This is a genomic window from Mongoliibacter sp. (assembly GCF_007692705.1).
Classification (GTDB): domain Bacteria; phylum Bacteroidota; class Bacteroidia; order Cytophagales; family Cyclobacteriaceae; genus Mongoliibacter.
In genome coordinates, this window is the sequence record NZ_REBN01000155.1 from 12,163 (window position 1) to 31,366 (window position 19,204).

Annotated in this window: 17 protein-coding genes; 7 read left to right on the top strand and 10 right to left on the bottom strand. The window is 38.5% G+C overall.

Annotation, left to right across the window (positions count from 1 at the left end):
- Positions 1–95: 95 nt before the first annotated feature.
- Positions 96–1,889 carry a translation elongation factor 4 gene (lepA, locus tag EA341_RS09620; RefSeq protein ID WP_293013448.1) on the bottom strand — a complete coding sequence of 598 codons (1,794 nt, stop codon included), beginning with the start codon at positions 1,887–1,889 and terminating at the stop codon, positions 96–98.
- A 204-nt stretch (positions 1,890–2,093) separates the two neighbouring features.
- On the opposite strand from lepA, the gene EA341_RS09625 reads away from it, so the two are divergent.
- The gene (locus EA341_RS09625; RefSeq protein WP_293013450.1) at positions 2,094–2,639 is read left to right on the top strand and encodes a DUF4924 family protein; all 546 of its coding nucleotides are present in this window, start codon (positions 2,094–2,096) and stop codon (positions 2,637–2,639) included.
- A gap of 462 nt (positions 2,640–3,101) precedes the next feature.
- On the opposite strand, the gene EA341_RS09630 is transcribed toward EA341_RS09625, so the two are convergent.
- Positions 3,102–5,033 carry an AAA domain-containing protein gene (locus tag EA341_RS09630; RefSeq protein ID WP_293013452.1) on the bottom strand — a complete coding sequence of 644 codons (1,932 nt, stop codon included), beginning with the start codon at positions 5,031–5,033 and terminating at the stop codon, positions 3,102–3,104.
- A gap of 67 nt (positions 5,034–5,100) precedes the next feature.
- Here EA341_RS09630 and EA341_RS09635 point away from each other — a divergent pair, with 67 nt between their 5' ends.
- Positions 5,101–5,703 (top strand): ACP phosphodiesterase, encoded by a 603-nt coding sequence (locus tag EA341_RS09635; protein ID WP_293013454.1) that lies wholly within the window; start codon positions 5,101–5,103, stop codon positions 5,701–5,703.
- Positions 5,690–6,151, top strand: coding sequence for a hypothetical protein (locus EA341_RS09640; RefSeq protein ID WP_293013456.1), 462 nt, complete (start codon positions 5,690–5,692; stop codon positions 6,149–6,151). Before EA341_RS09635 ends, EA341_RS09640 begins: the two co-directional genes overlap by 14 nt.
- Before the next feature lie 73 nt (positions 6,152–6,224).
- Here the strand turns inward: EA341_RS09640 and EA341_RS09645 are convergent, their stop codons facing one another.
- From EA341_RS09645 to EA341_RS09665, 5 genes are all read right to left on the bottom strand, one after another.
- Positions 6,225–7,349 carry a porin gene (locus EA341_RS09645; RefSeq protein ID WP_293013459.1) on the bottom strand — a complete coding sequence of 375 codons (1,125 nt, stop codon included), beginning with the start codon at positions 7,347–7,349 and terminating at the stop codon, positions 6,225–6,227.
- Positions 7,321–7,860: an inorganic diphosphatase gene (locus tag EA341_RS09650; RefSeq protein WP_293013462.1), complete on the bottom strand. Its 540-nt coding sequence runs from the start codon at positions 7,858–7,860 to the stop codon at positions 7,321–7,323. The genes EA341_RS09645 and EA341_RS09650 overlap by 29 nt, the downstream gene beginning before the upstream one ends.
- Positions 7,861–7,994: 134 nt before the next feature.
- Positions 7,995–10,106, bottom strand: a complete 2,112-nt coding sequence (locus EA341_RS09655; protein ID WP_293013465.1) for a 7TM diverse intracellular signaling domain-containing protein — start codon at positions 10,104–10,106, stop codon at positions 7,995–7,997.
- The gene (locus tag EA341_RS09660; RefSeq protein ID WP_293013468.1) at positions 10,085–10,810 is read right to left on the bottom strand and encodes a hypothetical protein; all 726 of its coding nucleotides are present in this window, start codon (positions 10,808–10,810) and stop codon (positions 10,085–10,087) included. The genes EA341_RS09655 and EA341_RS09660 overlap by 22 nt, the downstream gene beginning before the upstream one ends.
- Before the next feature lies 1 nt (position 10,811).
- Positions 10,812–11,897, bottom strand: a complete 1,086-nt coding sequence (locus tag EA341_RS09665; protein WP_293013471.1) for a ThiF family adenylyltransferase — start codon at positions 11,895–11,897, stop codon at positions 10,812–10,814.
- A 208-nt stretch (positions 11,898–12,105) separates the two neighbouring features.
- Between EA341_RS09665 and EA341_RS09670 the strand changes: the two genes are divergently transcribed.
- Positions 12,106–12,579 (top strand): response regulator, encoded by a 474-nt coding sequence (locus EA341_RS09670; protein ID WP_293013473.1) that lies wholly within the window; start codon positions 12,106–12,108, stop codon positions 12,577–12,579.
- Here the strand turns inward: EA341_RS09670 and EA341_RS09675 are convergent.
- Genes EA341_RS09675 through EA341_RS09685 form a run of 3 tightly spaced genes read right to left on the bottom strand, consistent with a single transcriptional unit; the run spans position 12,576 to position 15,780 of the window.
- The gene (locus tag EA341_RS09675; RefSeq protein WP_293013476.1) at positions 12,576–13,778 is read right to left on the bottom strand and encodes an alanine dehydrogenase; all 1,203 of its coding nucleotides are present in this window, start codon (positions 13,776–13,778) and stop codon (positions 12,576–12,578) included. The genes EA341_RS09670 and EA341_RS09675 overlap by 4 nt on opposite strands.
- Positions 13,771–14,214 (bottom strand): tRNA (adenosine(37)-N6)-threonylcarbamoyltransferase complex ATPase subunit type 1 TsaE, encoded by a 444-nt coding sequence (gene tsaE / locus EA341_RS09680; protein WP_293013479.1) that lies wholly within the window; start codon positions 14,212–14,214, stop codon positions 13,771–13,773. Before tsaE ends, EA341_RS09675 begins: the two co-directional genes overlap by 8 nt.
- A 6-nt stretch (positions 14,215–14,220) precedes the next feature.
- Entirely contained in the window at positions 14,221–15,780 is a 1,560-nt protein-coding gene (locus EA341_RS09685; RefSeq protein ID WP_293013482.1) for a PglZ domain-containing protein, read from the bottom strand.
- A 51-nt stretch (positions 15,781–15,831) separates the two neighbouring features.
- On the opposite strand from EA341_RS09685, the gene EA341_RS09690 reads away from it, so the two are divergent.
- From EA341_RS09690 to EA341_RS09700, 3 genes are all read left to right on the top strand, one after another.
- Positions 15,832–17,067, top strand: a complete 1,236-nt coding sequence (locus tag EA341_RS09690; protein ID WP_293013485.1) for an HD domain-containing protein — start codon at positions 15,832–15,834, stop codon at positions 17,065–17,067.
- A gap of 14 nt (positions 17,068–17,081) precedes the next feature.
- Entirely contained in the window at positions 17,082–18,104 is a 1,023-nt protein-coding gene (gene lpxD, locus EA341_RS09695) for a UDP-3-O-(3-hydroxymyristoyl)glucosamine N-acyltransferase (protein WP_293013488.1), read from the top strand.
- A 39-nt stretch (positions 18,105–18,143) separates the two neighbouring features.
- Positions 18,144–19,204, top strand: a 1,061-nt coding sequence (locus tag EA341_RS09700) for a bifunctional UDP-3-O-[3-hydroxymyristoyl] N-acetylglucosamine deacetylase/3-hydroxyacyl-ACP dehydratase (RefSeq protein ID WP_293013490.1), incomplete at its 3' end; no start/stop codon positions are given.

Here is a 19,204-nt window from a genome sequence, read left to right on the forward strand (position 1 = left end):
AACCCTTTTCGTTACAAATAAAAAACTCCACTATTCTGTCTGTAGGTAAAATTACAATTTGACGACGTAAATCGTAATTCCTAAATCGTAAATCCTTAGTCAAGCTTCAAAACAGCCATAAATGCCTCCTGTGGCACCTCAACATTTCCGACTTGTCTCATTCTCTTCTTGCCTTTCTTCTGCTTTTCTAGAAGTTTGCGCTTACGGGAAATATCACCGCCGTAACATTTGGCCAAAACGTTTTTACGCAAAGCTTTCACGGTTTCACGGGCAATAATTTTGGTACCAATGGCAGCTTGTATTGCGATTTCAAACATCTGTCTTGGAACCAATTCCTTCAATTTTTCACAAAGTCTCTTTCCCCATTCATAAGCCTTGTCCCTGTGAACAATAGCAGACAGAGCATCCACAATCTCTCCGTTGAGCATGACATCGAGTCTGACCAAATGTGATTGTCTAAAGCCTATCAATTCATAATCAAGGGATGCATATCCCCTGGAAATGGTTTTCAATTTATCAAAGAAGTCAAATACGATCTCGGCAAGCGGCATGTCAAAAGTCAATTCTACCCTTTCTGAGGTAAGGTAAACTTGATTTTTGATCTGACCTCTTTTCTCCATACAGAGTTGGATCACTGCTCCAACATAATCAGATGCAGTAATAATGGTAGCTTTCACAAAAGGCTCTTCAATATGCTTGAACTTAGTTGGGTCAGGCATATCCGAAGGAGCGTTGATTAGATTGATCTGATCATTGGTCATCAAAGCCCTGAACTGTACCGAAGGAACAGTAGTGATCACAGTCATGTCAAACTCACGCTCCAGTCTTTCCTGAATGATTTCCATATGGAGCATGCCAAGGAAGCCGCAACGAAATCCAAACCCCAAAGCTGCAGAAGTCTCGGGCTCCCATACCAGAGAAGCATCATTGAGCTGAAGCTTTTCCATAGAGGCCCGCAATTCTTCAAAATCGGTGGTTTCCACAGGGTAGATCCCGGCAAACACCATTGGTTTTACATTTTCAAAACCTTGGATGGCGTTAGCACATGGATTTTTGACATGGGTAATGGTATCCCCTACTTTAATTTCTTTGGCAACCTTGATACCCGAAATGAGGTAACCTACATTTCCAGCATACATGGTCTTCTGAGGGATCTGATTGAATCCTAAAATGCCAATTTCATCAGCTTCGTACTCTTTGCCTGTATTGACGAATTTGATTTTATCACCTTTATTAATGGTTCCATTAAAAATCCTAAAGAGGACTTCCACTCCCCTAAATGGATTATAGACAGAGTCAAAAATCATGGCCTGTAAGGGCTCATCCACATTCCCTTTTGGAGCAGGAACTTTTTCTATAACGGCATTTAAAATATCTTCTATACCAAGGCCTTCTTTACCAGACGCCAAAATGATATCTTCTCTGTCACAACCGATAAGGTCAATGACTTCATCTGCCACTACCTCTGGATCTGCCCCTGGAAGGTCAATTTTATTCAACACCGGAATGATTTCCAGGTCATGACCTATAGCAAGGTAAAGGTTGGAAATAGTCTGCGCCTCGATACCCTGCGATGCATCCACAATCAACAGCGCTCCTTCGCAGGCCGCAATGGATCTTGACACTTCGTAAGAAAAATCTACGTGTCCAGGAGTATCTATAAGGTTGAGGGTGTATTCCTCACCTTTATAATTATACTTCATTTGAATTGCGTGAGACTTGATGGTAATACCTCTCTCACGTTCCAGGTCCATATTGTCAAGCAACTGGTCCTGCATATCCCTATCAGTTACTGTATTGGTAAACTGAAGGAGACGATCTGCTAGTGTACTCTTGCCATGATCAATGTGGGCAATGATACAGAAATTTCTAATTTTTTGCATATTCATTCTGGGCGCAAAATTAAAGAAAATAATGGGTTTTATCAGTATAAGAATCGAAGGTTAAAGAATTTTGTTTGGACATCAGCCCTATTTCTTCAGCAGGCATTGATCTTTTTAAATGGTAAAATCCCCCTTTTGTGTAAAGCCTTAATAATTCCTATCAAAATCAATAATAACTTATTTTATTTGTAGGGCTAAGGTTGATAAAAGATGAAAGCAATCGCTGAAAAAAAGAAGTCGCAGAATATACCCGAGTATATTATCTACATGTACCAGATTGAGGATTTGATCAGGGCATATGATTTCAATAAAGAAGAAATTAAAAAATATGTAATCTCTCATTACCCTATTACCGACGAGGAAAAAGAAGCCACATGGAAATGGTTTGAAAGTATTTCTGCTTCAATGTTGGACGAAGGAATCAACGAAAAAGGACACCTGAAAGTAACCCAACAATTTGTTTCGGAATTGGCGGAGATCCATTGGAAATTGATAAAAACGGATAAAACTTATTTCGAACATTATCAAAAAGCCAAACCACATATCATGCATTTGGTCATTGAAGCAGGCGATGATGCTCCTGCCAATGAAATTCAGGTTTGCCTAAATGCCGTCTATGGGCTTTTATTGGCGAAGCTGAGAGGTCGGGAGATCCCCTCAGATATGGCCGAAGCCACTGATGCCTTCGGCAATGTATTGAGCTATCTCAATTGGGTATATTTCTATGATCAGGAAAAAAATGTGAGGGATAATTAGGGGTTATTCAATTTTTTGGGTTGTCAGGTAAATTTCGATATTGAGATATTAGGTTATTCTCCTGGTTCGAGGTGGACAAGTTTGAATTAACTGCTCAATCAGACAAATCTCCAAAATGACAAATAGTATACAATACTCCAAGTTGGATTAATCTCCAAGAATGCTTTCCACCATAATTTTTGGATACACTTGAAAATGTGCTTAAAAAACATGATTATCCGCTTTCTTGCCAGTAGGATCTTAAAATTGAAATAAACCTATGATTTCAAACTAATATCAATGAATAACTTGTTCCGAGACTTCGGAATCCAATATCTATTAGTATCGGATTGATCTAGCCCCTTATTTAATTGGTTTGTGGTCTAATTGCGGATATGCATACTTAAAAAATCACTCCACCCAAAACTCTAAGATCTAGGGTGATAAATATCATAATATCTATTAATATCCTCCAGGCTTATCCTAGGCGCCAATAAATTCATACACACTTCTATAACAATTATGCTCGTCCACATAATCCAAAAATGAATTGTAAAAGGGGTGACTGCTTAAAGTAGCACTGTCTCCGATGACAATCATTTTTCTTTTGGCCCTTGTCAAGGCTACGTTCATCCTTCTGGTATCACTCAAAAATCCTATTTCTCCTTTGGCATTGGACCTGACCAAACTGATCATCATGATATCCCGCTCTCTTCCCTGAAAACCATCAATAGAATCTATGGTCAGAAACTCGGCATAGGACCTGAGATTGGGAAATTCATAAGTGTCAAAAAGAAGTTCATTAAAGCGCCTCACCTGCGCCCTATAAGGTGCTATCAGGCCTATAGTTCTTTCATCTTCTTTCAACTTGCTTACTCCGATTTTCTTGATGAAGGTTTCCAGATAGCCTAAAGCAAATTTTGCTTCTTCCAGATTGAATGTGCTCAATGATTCTTCCTCCACCTGTTCGGTAAATCCTGAACCGGAAGTATCTATATATTCCAATACAGGTTCATCATTTTGGATATAATGAAACTCAGTGTTAGGCGCAGCCAATAGTTCTCCCTTATAAAAATACCGGTTGGAAAAGCCCATAATCAATTTGTGCATCCTGTACTGTTCTTGGAGCATCTTAGAAAAGTCAGGCTGTCTCAGAATTGCCTTTTCAAATAAAGTTACACTCAACCCCATCTTGGATGCCTCAAAAGATTTAATGGTCGGTGGTAATTGAAAATGGTCTCCCGCCAATACCACTTTTCTGGCTTTTTGAATCGGAATCCATGTAGCTGCTTCCAATCCCTGACCTGCCTCATCTATAAATACAACCGGGAAAATCATGCCCTTGAGATAAGATGATGCTGACCCAACTAGGGTACAGGCAACTACCTGTACAGATTGAAAAATATCATAAATGATATAGTCTTCAAGGTTCTTGGCCTCATCCCTGCACCTATCCGCTTCATCAAAATACCTTTTCCGCTGCATTCTTTCCTCATGCCCAAAATTCCGCTTGTACTTCTTTCCCATTTTGACAAATTCATCTATGGATTTCCTCAAACGCTTCAGGTCTTTATAGCTGTCATGGTGGGCAATCCTGGCATCTAAAGTCTGAGAAAGGATCTGATCGTCGACCCTTGCCGGATGTCCCATTCTCAAGGTAGCAACATTTCTTTCAGCCAGTTTTTCCACCAATAGGTCTACGGCAGCATTGCTTGGTGCACAAACCAACACTTGAGGGAGCCATTCAAGGGTTTTTTCAATTGCACCAACCAAAGTCGTGGTTTTCCCGGTCCCTGGAGGACCATGGATGATGGCAAGATCTTGGGCATTAACTGCCAATTCCACTGCTTCGTTTTGCCGGCCATTTAAGCGTGCAATCGGGGCATACTCCTGCTGCTTGATTTCTGCCTCTTTTTCACCCAACAAAATTCGCTTCAACTCCCCCAGCCTACTGTTGTCGGCTTTGGTTACTGCATGCAGGGCATTTTCCATTTCTCGGTAACTCGCTTCATCAAAAAGCAGGTCTACTCCCATTCTACCTTTGTGAAACCATTCCGGCAATTCTTCCACCTGAAGGGTGACTGTCATGACATCCTTCTTTACCTGATTGATGACTCCGTTAATCCTGTTTTTGGGAGAATTGAAGGATTCATGATTTGAAAAAATGGAAACTGACTTTCCTGACTGAAAAAGATGTGACTGATTGGAATCAGACCTTTCCAAGTCTACAATTAGCCGCTCCCCATAACCAAATCTCGTTTTTTTGAGCGATACAGGATACCAACAAATTCCTTCGTCCTTTCTATCTGAAAGTGAACTATATAAAAATTTCTTCTTGTATTGTTCCAGGTCTTCCTGCCACTCCTGTTTTAAAAGTTTCAAAGAAATTTTTAATTCTTCCTGTATTTTTGACATCTATTCTTAAATTTATCTCAAATCTAACAGATAAACTTCGCCCCATAAATACTGTTATACTTATACTGTGAATTATTTAGCGCATGCATATCTATCATTTGAGGAACCTAAAGTGCTTGTTGGCAACTTTATAGGTGACTTTGTAAGAGGGGCTATAGAGAAATCCTATGAAAAAGAAATTGTCATAGGGGTGAAATTACACTGGGAAATAGACCACTTCACGGACAATCATCCTGTAGTAAAAGAAGCGCAGGAAATCCTAAGGCCTGAATATGGGCGGTATTCTACTGTTATCACAGACATGTATTTTGATTATTTCCTGGCTAAATATTGGAAAAACTACCACAAACAGCCCCTGCAGGATTATGTGCAAAACGTGTATGAAACCATAGAAAGTTTCAGGGAAGTATTGCCTGTAAAGTTCTTGAAGACTTTTGCTTACATGAAATATTACAATTGGCTTGGTGGCTATGGAGAGTTGGATGGTATCCGTAGGGCTATGACAGGTATGGCAAAGAAAACCAGGTTTCAATCCAAATTAGAAACTGCTCATATCTTTTTGGATGAGCACCATGAGTATTTGAGAGTTCATTTTGGAGATTTTTTTGAGGACCTTGTACAGCATTCCAAAGTAACACTCCAAGATTTAAAGTCGTATGATCGCGTGTAAACCCAAAACAAGTACATACTTAGCTTTAAGCCTTGTACTTATTATCCTTTTCAGTGGCTTGATATATATTCTAAACCATTTCTACACAGTAAGGTCATTTGGCATCATTTTCTATCTATTCGCTACAGTATTATTGACTTTGGTGATTTTACTTCTTTTGGTAAAAATGATGGCTTCTTATAAATTCATCTCTGCCGGGAAATCGCAGATCATTACCAGACTACCCCTAAGAGGCAAAACCAAAACTTATGCCTTGGATCAGGTATTGGTATGGGAAGAAGAAAAGATAACGACCAATAAAAGGGTATTCAGTCAGCTTACCATCGTTTTTGATGACAAAAGCTCTTTTACTTTAAGCAATCATGAACATTTAAATTATGATGCCTTTTTGGATTACTTACAGAAGAAGCTGCTAAAAAAGAGAGTAGATAAAATGAAAAAGAAATAAGCTTTCTAAAAGTAAAAAAATTGAAATCCCGAGTAACTCAAATCAACAGGAATAATCCATAAAAAGTAAAACATTAAAACCTCACTGCCATAGATCCTGTAAGTGCAGTATTACCCTTACTGAATCTAGCAGCCGGCAATTCAAAAAATGCTTCTTCAGGTGTGTAAAACTGTCTGAATTCCAATCTGATCAAAGCTGAAGGAGAGACATTATAATCCAAATTGAGTGAAGCGCCTGATACTTTTACACCCTGATCCAAAATCACACCCTTTGGATCTGAATAATATTCCAGCCTGCCTGCCAATACATACTTCTCTAGAAACTCCCTCTTTAGTGAGCCCGTAATTCCATACCAGTGGTTAACAAAACTGAAATTACTGTCTTCGATACCATAATCTGCACCCAAGGTGGTCCCCCATTTATTTTTTTCATATTGAATGTAAAAATTATTAAAAAACCGTGCCCGATAGATCGGTTGTGGACTTTCATTGCCAAAATAATTGGCATAGTTGATCTCCATCCCTTCAATAGGTCTATAGTTTACTCCAAAACCTACACCAATAGATTGATTTCTTGGATTTCTTTGTACGTTTTGCCAGCCATTGGTAGCCCAAAGGATAAAATCCAGTTGCTCACTTTTTTCATATGTCAATCTCGCTCCCGTAAGAAAATAAGGTGAATTTTCGGCCATAAGGCTGCGACTCAGGTGCCAGCAATCCATACCATACCAACTTTCAAAACCTATATGAGAAGGCATAATACCCATGTCAAGCCAAAGCTTATCTATAATTTTCACACCTATGGATGCTTCGTTGACAAACTGCGCCCAAGTAGGTTCATCAGAAAGATTGTATTGAGCGTAAGTGCCTGTCATCAAAGCAACATTGGCTCTGATATTTTCATCTGTGTAATTGGCTTTTAATACAGCTAAATTGACACTGAACTCATTGTGCCTGTTGAAATTAAAAAGAAAATGAGGCCTAAGATGATCTTTGGGTTGATTGAAATCATAAGAAAAATACGTTTCAATATATCCTGAAAATGAAAATTTGGAATCATTTCCTTCTTGTGCACGTAGAGAATGGGCTATCAAAAACAGTCCAATAACAAAAATTCCTCTCATAGCCCTAAAAGTAAAAAAAAGCCCGGAGAAATCTCCCGGGCTCAATTTATCTTTGAGTTCTGAAGTTTTGATCATAAAGGTCTATACTTTCCTGAATGATTTTGAAAGCTTCTTCTTTACCTAGAAAATCTTCTACTTTCACTTCTTTATTTTCAAGCTTTTTGTAATCTTCAAAAAACCTGTGTACTTCTTTCATCAAGTGAGGAGGCAATTCGTCAATATCGTTGATATAATTGACAGACTGATCTTCAGCAGCTACCGCAATGATTTTATCATCAGCTTCACCACCATCGACCATCCTCATGACTCCAATCACTTTGGCATTTACCAAGGTCATGGATGGAATATCAATTTGGGAAATGATCAAAATATCCAGGGGATCTTTGTCATCACAAAACGTCTGAGGAATAAACCCATAATTAGCAGGATAGTGAACTGCCGAAAATAATACCCTGTCCAACAATAGCATCCCTGTCTTTTTATCCAGTTCATATTTGCCTTTGCTCCCTTTTGGGATTTCTATCACCCCCATTACAAACTCTGGGGCGTTTTTTCCTATTTGCACATCGTGCCATGGATTAATCATAATTAAAAACTTTTAAGTTTATTCAAACGGATCGCAAATTACTTCCTATTTGCATTTTGGCAAAGCATTACTTTTATTTTTCCGTTTCTAAACCTTTTTAATGTATTCAGAAGTCATTCTTCAGATAAAAAATCTCAGCTATCTCCTCCTGGTTGAGATATGGGTAAGTTGATCAAAAAACAAGTTCCCTGACCTTCCTCACTCTGCACAGTAAGCTTACCCTGATGGTTCTCAATAATGGTATACACTATGGACAGTCCCAAACCAGTCCCTTTGCCAACGGCCTTAGTAGTAAAAAAGGGTTCAAAAATACGGCTCTGAAGTTCTTTAGGTATACCAGGACCATTATCTTCTATATGTATCCTTACTTCATCCTTTTCATGAGAGGTCCTTATGGTTATCTGCCCTTTCCTTCCCTCTACAGGATGATCCAATAGTGCGTGAACAGCATTGTTGAGAATATTCATAAATACCTGATTTATTTTCCCCGCTAGACATTCTACCATTGGGATTTCGCCATATTCTTTGATAATATCTATCTGGTCTCCAATAGTGCTGTTCAGCAAGACTAAAGTACTATCAATACCTTCATGGATATCTACATGTTTGATGTCCTGCTCATCTATTCTGGAAAATATCCTTAACCCTTTAACAATTTCTACCGTTCGTTTGGCACCATCTTCCATTCCTTTCAGCAGCTGCTCCACTTCTTTTAGAAGGTAATCAAACTCTAAATCTTCCTCCAGATCTGCCAGTTTTTTCTTGGTTTCTTCTGCAAATTCGAGAGAACCATTTTTCCTGTATGCGTCTACTATTTCCAATATATCTTTGATATCCCGCTTCAAAGGTGAAATATTGGAAGAAACAAAATTGATAGGATTATTGATTTCATGGGCGATACCCGCTGTCAACTGACCCAATGAGGCCATTTTTTCCTGGTTTACTAGTTGGGTTTGGGTCTGTTGAAGGTCATGAAGGATCTCTTCCAGCTCCTCAGTTCTTTTCCGTACTTTTTCTTCCAACATTTCATTTTGCCTCAAAATCAATACCTCAGTCTCTTTCATCACCCGAAGTTTTTCACTTTGCTCTCTGTCCTTTTCCTGCTTCAGCACATTGATTCTATATGCTAGCGCTAAGGATAGCAAAATTGCTTCAAAAGCGGTCCCTAAGAGCATAGGAAGACTTGGAAAAGTCCCCAAATAAATCAACCCCGTATTGTGAAGTATAAAAGAAAATAACCCCACTAAGAAAAATGCCCATGCAAAAAGAAAGTACTCTGCTGGTTTGAAATTTTGATTGGCCACCACAAAAGCTGTAGCAATAAAGAAAATCACCACCATGAGCCCTGCCAGATCGGTAATACTGTAACTCACTTCCACAAGACCAAAAATACGGGCAACAGAACCAACAAAATACAAAACTGCCACTCCCTTGAGTATCAAATGAAGCTTTGGAGCGTGTAGTTTCGTTTTAAGGAAATTTTGAATGAAAAGCACCCCAAATATCCCTGAAAACGAAGAGAAAATGATAATACTGGATTGATATAGTTCTTTACTTCCTTGAAAAAAGAAAATATGACTATAGCCCAAAAGGGAAATCTGAGCCATTCCAATACAGATGATATACAAGAAATAATAAAGGTAACTTTCATCCTGGACTAAAAAATAAAGGAAGAAATTATACAACGCGAGCGCCAACATGATACCACAGTAAATAGAAACCAAAGTCAGGATTTGATTGCTCTTTTTCAAAATCCTATTATTCTCGTAAGTAGTAAGAGAAAATCTAAGCGGATCAGCAGAGAGAATTTTGAACTCTAAAAAGCCCCTAGCATCTCTGTAAGCAGGTAATCTAAATACTGGATTGGGATAAAAAAAATCATTTTCAGTAAGGCCCATCAAACTCTCAATAATAAACCCTTCCTGATCTACGTAGCTAAGAGAGGTATAATCAAAAGTAGGATTGGATATCTCTATCAGATCCGCTTTTGCAAAGGCCGCAATGTTTAAGGGGATTTTTAACTTCACCGAGTCTCCAACAAAACCCAGGTCATTATACCCCCCACTTTGCACATCTAAAACAGTATATGCTCCCTTTTCTTTATCAAAAACCTGAATTTCAAACTCCTCAATAGAACTCTGAGTATTGCCCCCAAAATAACCAAATAAAAAAATAATAGCTGCTCCAAGGATAAACACCAAGGGCAATAACCAATAAAGTCTGTTTATTTTTTTGAGGTTTCCCATTGGCGAACAAGTTCACAGATGTTAAGGTCGTATTGAATTTCCAACAAACCCTTTTCACTTGATTCTGTGGCGGTATGGAATGGATTTTCCCTGAGTTGATAAATCTTTTCTCTTTGCCTGTCATCTGCCAGAGGAAGATTTGAAACATCCTTGATCTGCATGATAGTAGCAATCAAACCTTCCTTTGGATAAAGGTATGTCCCCTGATCACCCAATTCTTTGATGATTTCAAACCCCACTGATTGTGAATTTTTCACAGTGTAAGGTGAGCAAAAAGCCATTAATGCCTTTAAATTAAGAAAAGATGCGATTGCTACACCAATCCTAATCAGATAAATACTTCCAATACCGTAACCTGAAACGAGTCTGGAATTCCACAATCCACAATACTCAGCCACTTTATGGCCTTGAAACTGTTCCATAAAAGACAAAATCTTATCGTCTTTTTCCAAAATAGCCCCTTCCAAAGGAAGTGGATAGTCTTCGGATTTGAGTTGTATCCTTCCACCTCCCAAGACCAAATCAGGATCTTCTGCTGATTCGACTAAAAGAAGAAAAACATTGGGGTTCTTAACCCAAGAAGTATCCGCGGAAGTCACTTTGGTGACGCCATAGGATTCCAAAACTTTATAGTGGCCGTCAATGTACCTTTTTGTTTCCTCTGGAGAGGACATTGCCCTGACTACTTTGATTTTTATCTTCATGCTATTTGACTATTTCATCCAAGTCAACATAAAACCTGCCAGATTTTATTTTTTGTCCCAATAATATCTCCCTGGACAGGTGGGTGCAGATGCCGCCACCCATGATAACAGAGGATGCCAACTGAGGCCAGTTGGTAATGCTTTTTCCAATTTCTCCAATACTTTCTTGAGCTCTTTTTGAAAGCTTATCAAAATCAAGTATTGCGCCAAGAATCTGCTTTTGCTTTTTTTCAAAATTATCCAAAAGCCCACTCTCGGAACCAAACTCTTTTAATTTACCATTAAAAAGTGGGAGTTTAGAATCCAGGTCAAACCTTTCTATGTCCAACATGCCCCGGTCTGAAGTATCCATAAGAACAGGGATTCCAAGACTTTTGGCCATCAACCTGCATTGAATCTTCATTTTGATATTATCGCATTCTTCAATCAGCAGATCCAAAGTACCGTCTTCACAGAAAAATTCTTCCATATTATCATCATGGAGCCCTTCTTCAAAAACAGTAACCTTTAGATAGGGGTCTATTTCAGCAATTTCCCTTTTTACAATTGTGGTTTTTTTGACACCTAAATTGACTAGGGAAGTCCTGATTCTATTCATATTCCCCAGCTCCAAATGATCAAAATCAGCAATTACCAATTCCCCAAACACTCTCTCAATTGCCAAGCCCAAGGCTACACTTTGACCAACCGATAAGCCTATAATTCCAATTTTCTTGGTTCGTAAAATTTGCTGTTCCTCTTCAGTAATTTTATACTTATTTCGAATGGTGCGGACTTGAATAAACTCATCCTCGGGAAGAATTCTTACAATACTATTATTCCAGGGATAATACACCCAATTACCAAACTGACCACCTTTTTTTTTAAGAAATTTGCGTACCTCATCTTGCAATGCACCCTTGCTGAAAGTTACTTTCGGGTTGCTCAGTTTGATCCATTCGGCTATCTGAATATTGATTTGATCCAGTACTCTTACGGTGGGGTCTGACTTTAGCTGATAGATCAGATCATCTTCAAAAGAATCCTCGGGGTGAAGAATATGGTGCTTTGATTGATCTAGATCATTAAGGTTATCAATGATTTTCATTGGTTTTACAGAGGGGTGATTGTAAAAAGTAAAGTTATGTGATTCAGCTAACTTTCTTAAGAAAAAGAAAAAAATATTACTCCTGCCGATTATTATTTCGATATTTGAGCAATATGATTTTAAAAATTAGTTAAATTGTTTTATATATTATTTACTTATTTGACAATCTTAATTAAAGAAACCCATCATACAAACCATCTATTGAATAATGTCCGAAGAAAGCACTGAAAAAATAAAGATCCTGTACGTCGATGATGAGGAAAATAACCTCCAAGCATTCAAAGCCACTTTTAGAAGAGACTACAAGATTTTTTTGGCCATATCTGCGGTTGAAGCACGAAAAGTGCTAAATGATGAGCATATAGATATTGTCATAACTGACCAAAGGATGCCCAATGAAACCGGTGTGGATTTTCTGGCCTCCATAATTGAAAAACACCCAGACCCCATCCGTATTTTACTTACAGGCTATACCGATATTCAGGCAGTAATTGATGCCATCAACAAAGGGCAGGTGTATCATTATTTAACCAAGCCTTGGGATGAGGATTATTTAAGGTCGGTAATTAAAAATGCCTTTGAGGTCTATGCGCTAAGGAAATCAAACAAAAAACTGACTGAAGATCTGCTTAAAGCAAACGAGCAACTGGAATTTCTACTGCGGCAAAACCTACTTTCCTAATATCTCGCAGCCAATAAGAGTTGAAGCTCTTTGTGGGTCATCGCAAACTTTCGCGCCAAATGCGCATTGGTTAAACTACCTCTATAGGTGTACACTCCCTTCATAAACCATTTATAATTAAATATCATCTCTTCTGCACCTTTCAAATCGGCCATCTGTAGAAGAATAGGAGTGAAAATATTGCTCAAAGCTACAGAAGCTGTGCGGGCTACCCTAGATGCAATATTGGGAACGCAGTAATGGATTACACCGTGTTTTTCATAAATAGGTTTTTCATGAGAAGTCATCTCTGCAGTTTCTATACAACCTCCTTGGTCTATACTGACATCTATTAGAATACTCCCGTCCATCATGGCCGCAACCATCTCTTCACTGACCACAACCTTATTCCTTCCTTTCTCTACCCTCAGGGCACCAATGACCACATCGGCTTCTTTTACAGCCTGCGCCAAAGTAAAATTATCAATGGTTGAAGTAAAAACCTGTTGACCAAGCAACTGTTTGATTCTCCTTAGTTTGTATATATGGTTATCAAATACTTTTATACTTGCTCCCAATCCCAAAGCTGTACGCGCTGCATACTCCGCAACTGTTCCCGCACCAATAATAACTACTTCTGTGGGGGGCACTCCAGTGACCCCACCTAGAATCAATCCTTTCCCATCGTTGACACTACTCAGATATTCCGCAGCTATCAACATTACAGTACTGCCAGCAATCTCACTCATTGCTCTTACGACAGGCATTCCTCCTACTTTGTCTTCCAAGTGCTCAAAAGAAACTGCGGTGATGCGCTTTCTGTTAAGTGCATGAATAAATTCGGCTTTTTGCTTTCCCAATTGAAGGGCAGAAATCAAACAGGCTCCGGAGCGCATAAATTCTATTTCATCTTCAGTAGCAGGTTCCACTTTAAGTACCACTTCCGCATCAAATGCTTCTTTGGATGAATAAACTACCTTGGCACCCGCGTCTGAATATTCCCGATCTGAAAATTTTGACTGTTTACCCGCATTGGTTTCCACATATACCGTCTGCCCATTATTGACAAGCAAACGAACAGCATCAGGTGTCAGAACAACTCTCTTTTCTTGAGCTGTTTTTTCTAAAGGCAAGCCGATAACCAAAGAATGCTTAGATTTTTTGATTGCCGCCGGGGCCTCCTTTGGAGCTAACCCAACACCTTTTGTCATTTCAACCATGTCTTTCGTAGTTTACTATCTTATCTAATATGATTTTTCTGATCCCATCCTCCCCTACTGATATTTCTATCAGCATGAAATCAGGAGGAATATAGTCCGGTATTTTTTCAGCCCATTCTATCCAGCAGTAATTTTGACTGTAAAAATACTCTTCTATTCCGATTTCCAATACCTCTTCAGGATCTTCTATTCTGTAAAAGTCAAAATGATAAAAAATCTCTCCACTTGTATTATGGTATTCATTGACTATAGAAAAAGTAGGGCTGGAAACCATATCCTGAATTCCAAAAAGCCTGGAAATAGATTTGATTAAAGTTGTTTTTCCGGCACCCATCTGTCCTTTGAATACCCATATATTGTATTCTTTACAAAAATCAATCACCTCTTGTGCCACTTGACCGATTTGGTCAAGGGATGTCATCTGTATTGTTTTCAAATCAGTTTAATTGCTCTTTGGGACCATATGCGCAATGGGAATGATCACTTCTTCCATAGAAACACCCCCATGCTGGAAAGTATCCTTGTAGTAATTTACATAATAATTGTAATTGTTAGGATACGCAAAGAAATAATCTTCTACGGCAAAAACATAACTGGTGGACACATTAAATTTGGGAAGCTTGGCATCCTCGGGTCTTGGAACTTCAAAAACTTTACCACTTTCAAAGTTTAGATTCTTTCCCTGCTTATACCGTAGGTTGGTCGTGATATTTTTATCTCCTATGATTTTATAAGGCTTATTTACACGCTTGGTTCCGTGGTCGGTGGTTATAATCACCTCGGCCTTAGCTTCATTTATTTTCTTTATAAACTCAAAAAGGGAGGAGTGTTCAAACCAACTCTTAGTCAGCGATCTGTAAGCTGATTCATTTGGTGCAAGTTCACGTATCATTTTCATATCTGTCCTCGCATGGGACATCATGTCTACAAAATTGTAGACCAAAACATTGAGGTCATTACCCAACATGTTGTTAAATTGCTCTAAAACTGCCTTTCCTTGATGCGCTTGGAGAATTTTGTGGTAGCTAAACTTAATATTCATCCTGTTTTTATGAAGGTTTTCGCTCAAAAACTCTTCCTCATTATTGTTTTTACCCTCATCAGTATCCTCTCCTTCCCAAAGATTTGGATGAAATCTTGCCATATCGGAAGGCATCATTCCACTAAATAAGGCATTTCTTGCATAAGCCGTAGTTGTAGGTAAAATACTAAAATAAGTACCCTCCTCTTTGGTATTAAAATATTCCGAAATCAGTGGTTTTAGAACCTCCCACTGATCCAGTCTCAGGTTATCAATCACCAATAAAAATAAAGGTTTACCAGGTTTGATATGGGGAAGGACTTTCTCTTTAAGTAGCTTATGAGAAAGTATTGGTGCTTCAGATTTTGAATCATTTAGCCAATCCAAGTAATTGTTTTTGATGAATTTAGCAAAAGAAGAGTTCGCTTCTACCTTTTGGGTATCCAACACCTCCTGCATGCTTTTATTCTCAGTCTTTTCTATTTCAATTTCCCAATAGGTCAGTTTTTTGTAAATATCTGTCCACTCCTGATAGGTAGTGGCATCATCACACATCATACTGATATTCATGAAATCCTGACGGTACGAAAGGTTGGTTTTTTCAGTTATCAGCTGCTTGTTCTGAAGGATTTTTTTTACTGAAAGGAGGATCTGATTGGGGTTGATAGGTTTAATCAGGTAATCGGCAATTTTGCCTCCTATGGCATCATCCATAATATGTTCTTCTTCTGACTTCGTGATCATAACCACAGGAACTTGCGGCTTCATCATTTTTATTTGCTGAAGTGTTTCAAGCCCTGTCATACCAGGCATCATTTCATCCAAAAAGATTACATCAAAATTATCTTCCTCCACCTTGTCGATGGCATCAACTCCACTATTTACCGTTGTGATTTCATAGCCTTTCTGTTCCAAAAAAAGTATATGAGGCTTCAGCAGATCAATCTCGTCGTCTGCCCAAAGTATTTTAAATTTTTGCATAAAATCAGGTTTATTTCTTTTAAAATTATAATTACTTTTGAAACCAATCAAATGTCAGAGACATTGAAAAGTCACAAAATTCTGAATGATCCGGTTTATGGATTTATCACCATACCCAGTGAACTCATTTTTTCCATCATTGATCATCCTTACTTTCAAAGGTTACGGCGTATCAAGCAGCTTGGTTTAACGGATTATGTTTATCCGGGAGCTTTGCACACCAGATTTCATCATGCTTTGGGTGCTATGCACTTGATGACCATCACATTGGACAATCTAAGAAATAAAGGTAATGAAATCAGTGAGGAGGAATATGAAGCATCACTGATAGCCATTTTACTACATGATGTAGGTCATGGGCCCTTTTCCCATGCACTGGAATTCAGTTTACTTCAGAATATACCACATGAGTCTCTTTCTCTTTTAATCATTGAGGAGCTCAACAGACAGTTTGATGGGAAACTTGAGTTGGCCCTGAAAATTTTCAGAAATGAATATGAAAGAAAATTCTTCCATCAACTTGTATCGAGTCAGCTGGATATAGACAGGTTGGACTATCTCCAAAGGGATTGTTTCTTTACAGGCGTATCTGAAGGAACCATAGGCGCTGATAGAATCATCAAAATGATGGACATCAAAAATGACCAATTGGTAGTTGAAGAGAAAGGACTTTACAGTATAGAAAACTTCCTTTCTGCCAGGAGATTAATGTATTGGCAGGTGTATCTGCATAAGACAACTGTTTCTGCAGAAAAAATGCTCATTAATCTCATAATGAGAGGTAAAGAAATCCAACAAAGCAGAGGTAAAATTAAGGCTTCTGAAGAACTTACTTATTTTTTGGAAAACGATTTCAGGCTCTATGACTTTCAAAAATCAAGAGAATTGCTGGACAAATTCCTTTCTTTGGATGATTTTGATGTATGGGGAGCCATCAAGCTTTGGAAAAACGAACCAGATTATATTTTGAGGAATATCTCTGAAATGTTTCTCACCAGAAAACTCTACAAGATCAACCTACGGGGTGAGGAATTTACCCCTGAAGAAATTGAAGAACTTAAACTGAAAACAAGGAAAAAATTAGGGATTCCAGAAAATGATCTGCATTATTTCTTCAATCATGGATCCATCAGCAACAATGCCTATCTCACCAAGGAAAGGATATACATCCTGACTAAAAAAGGGAAAATCATAGATGTAGCACAAGCAGCAGATCTGCCCAATATAAAAGCCATGAGTAAAATAGTGAAGAAACACTATGTCTGTTTAGCTAAAAACATAACCTAATTTAAAAAACGACAATGAAATTTACTTTAGGACAAATCGCAAACATTTTAGGTGGCAAAGTAGAAGGAGACGAAAATCTCACGGTTAATACCCTAGTTAAGATACAGGAAGGAAAACCTGGAGGAATTGGGTTTCTGGCCAACGAAAAATATGAATCTCATATTTATACTACAAAAGCTACAGCAATAATTGTATCAGAAGGCTTTAAGCCCAAATCTCAAGTGCCATGTGCTTTGATAAGGGTAAAAGATGCTTATAATGGTTTTACCAATTTATTGGAAGCTTACGACCACCTGAATAAAACGAGTAAAACAGGTATAGAAGAACCTTCTTTTTGTGATCCATCTAGTACAGTTGGGGAAGGTTGTTATAGGGCTGCTTTTTCCTACATAGGAAAAAACTGCAGTATAGGAAACAATGTGAAAATACATGCCCATGTGACTATAGGAGACAATACTGTAATCGGGGACAATACTATTCTTTACTATGGTGCAAAAATAAAAAACGGAAGCGTTCTTGGAAAAAACTGTGAGATTCATTCAGGTGCAGTAATCGGATCAGATGGATTTGGTTTTGCACCGCAGGAAGATGGTACGTACAAAAGCATCCCCCAAATCGGTAACGTTATCCTAGAAGACTATGTCAGCGTTGGGGCCAATACGACAATAGATTGTGCAACTATAGGATCAACCATTATCCGAAAAGGTGCAAAAATTGACAATCTAGTACAGATTGCCCATAATGTAGATGTAGGAGAAAACACCGTAATCGCTTCACAAACTGGGATTTCGGGATCCACAGTAATCGGGAAAAACTGTATCATAGCAGGTCAAGTAGGTATAGTTGGGCATATCACTATCGCCGACAACACTACCATAGCAGCCAAAACAGGCATTTCCAAAAGTATTAAAAAGCCTGGTCAAACAATTTTTGGCTACATGGGGATGGATATCAAAGATTTTCTAAAATCTTATTCATTATTTAAAAATCTTCCGCAGATACAGGATAAATTAAAGGAACTGGAAAAAAAACAATAACTTTACCGGCTCATTACCAAAGAAAAGATTGAATTATCTATGAGGGTCAAACAACACACCATCAAAAATAAAGTAACTGTTTCAGGAGTAGGACTTCACACAGGAGTAATTTCAAACATGACTTTTTTACCTGCACCGCCCAACCATGGGTTCAAATTTCAAAGAATTGATTTGGAAGGCATGCCCATAATTGATGCTGATGTCGACAATGTTGTCGACATTTCTCGTGGCACAACCTTAGAACAAAGTGGTGCCAGGGTATTTACGGTAGAGCACGTTTTGGCAGCTTTAGTGGGTCTTGAATTAGACAATATACTCATGCAACTTGATGGACCTGAACCCCCAATATTGGATGGTTCTTCTATACAGTTTATTGAAGTCTTAGAACGTGCTGGTGCTGAAGAACAAAATGCACTGAGGCGCTTTTTTGAAGTTCCTGAAAGCATTACTTACCGTGACCCTTCCAGAGAAGTGGAAATCGCAGCGCTGCCTTTGGATGATTACAGGGTGACAGTGATGGTCGATTATAACTCCCCTGTTCTGGGTAGTCAGCATGCCTCCATCACCGATATCAGTCAGTTCAAATCAGAAATAGCTTCCTGCAGAACTTTCTGTTTCCTTCACGAACTGGAAATGCTGTATAATCAAAACCTGATTAAGGGTGGGGACCTCAACAATGCCATAGTAGTTGTAGACCGTGTAGTGGCTGATTCTGAGTTACAAAATCTGGCAAAAATGTTCAACAAAGAAAAAGTGGAAGTCCGCAAAGAAGGAATTCTGAATAACGTTGAATTGCGATATAAAAATGAACCTGCACGCCATAAATTATTAGACGTAGTTGGTGATCTTGCTTTGGTAGGCAGACCATTGAAAGCACAAATTTTGGCTGCTAGGCCAGGCCATGCTGCCAACGTTGCCTTTGCCAAAAAGTTAAAAAGGGCTTGGGAAAAGATAGGACAATCACATATCCCACATTATGATCCGAAATTACCTCCGGTAATGGACATCAATCAGATCAGCAATATTCTGCCTCATAGATACCCTTTCCAGCTTTTGGATAAAATAATTTACCTTGATGATACGGTTGTTGCGGGTGTGAA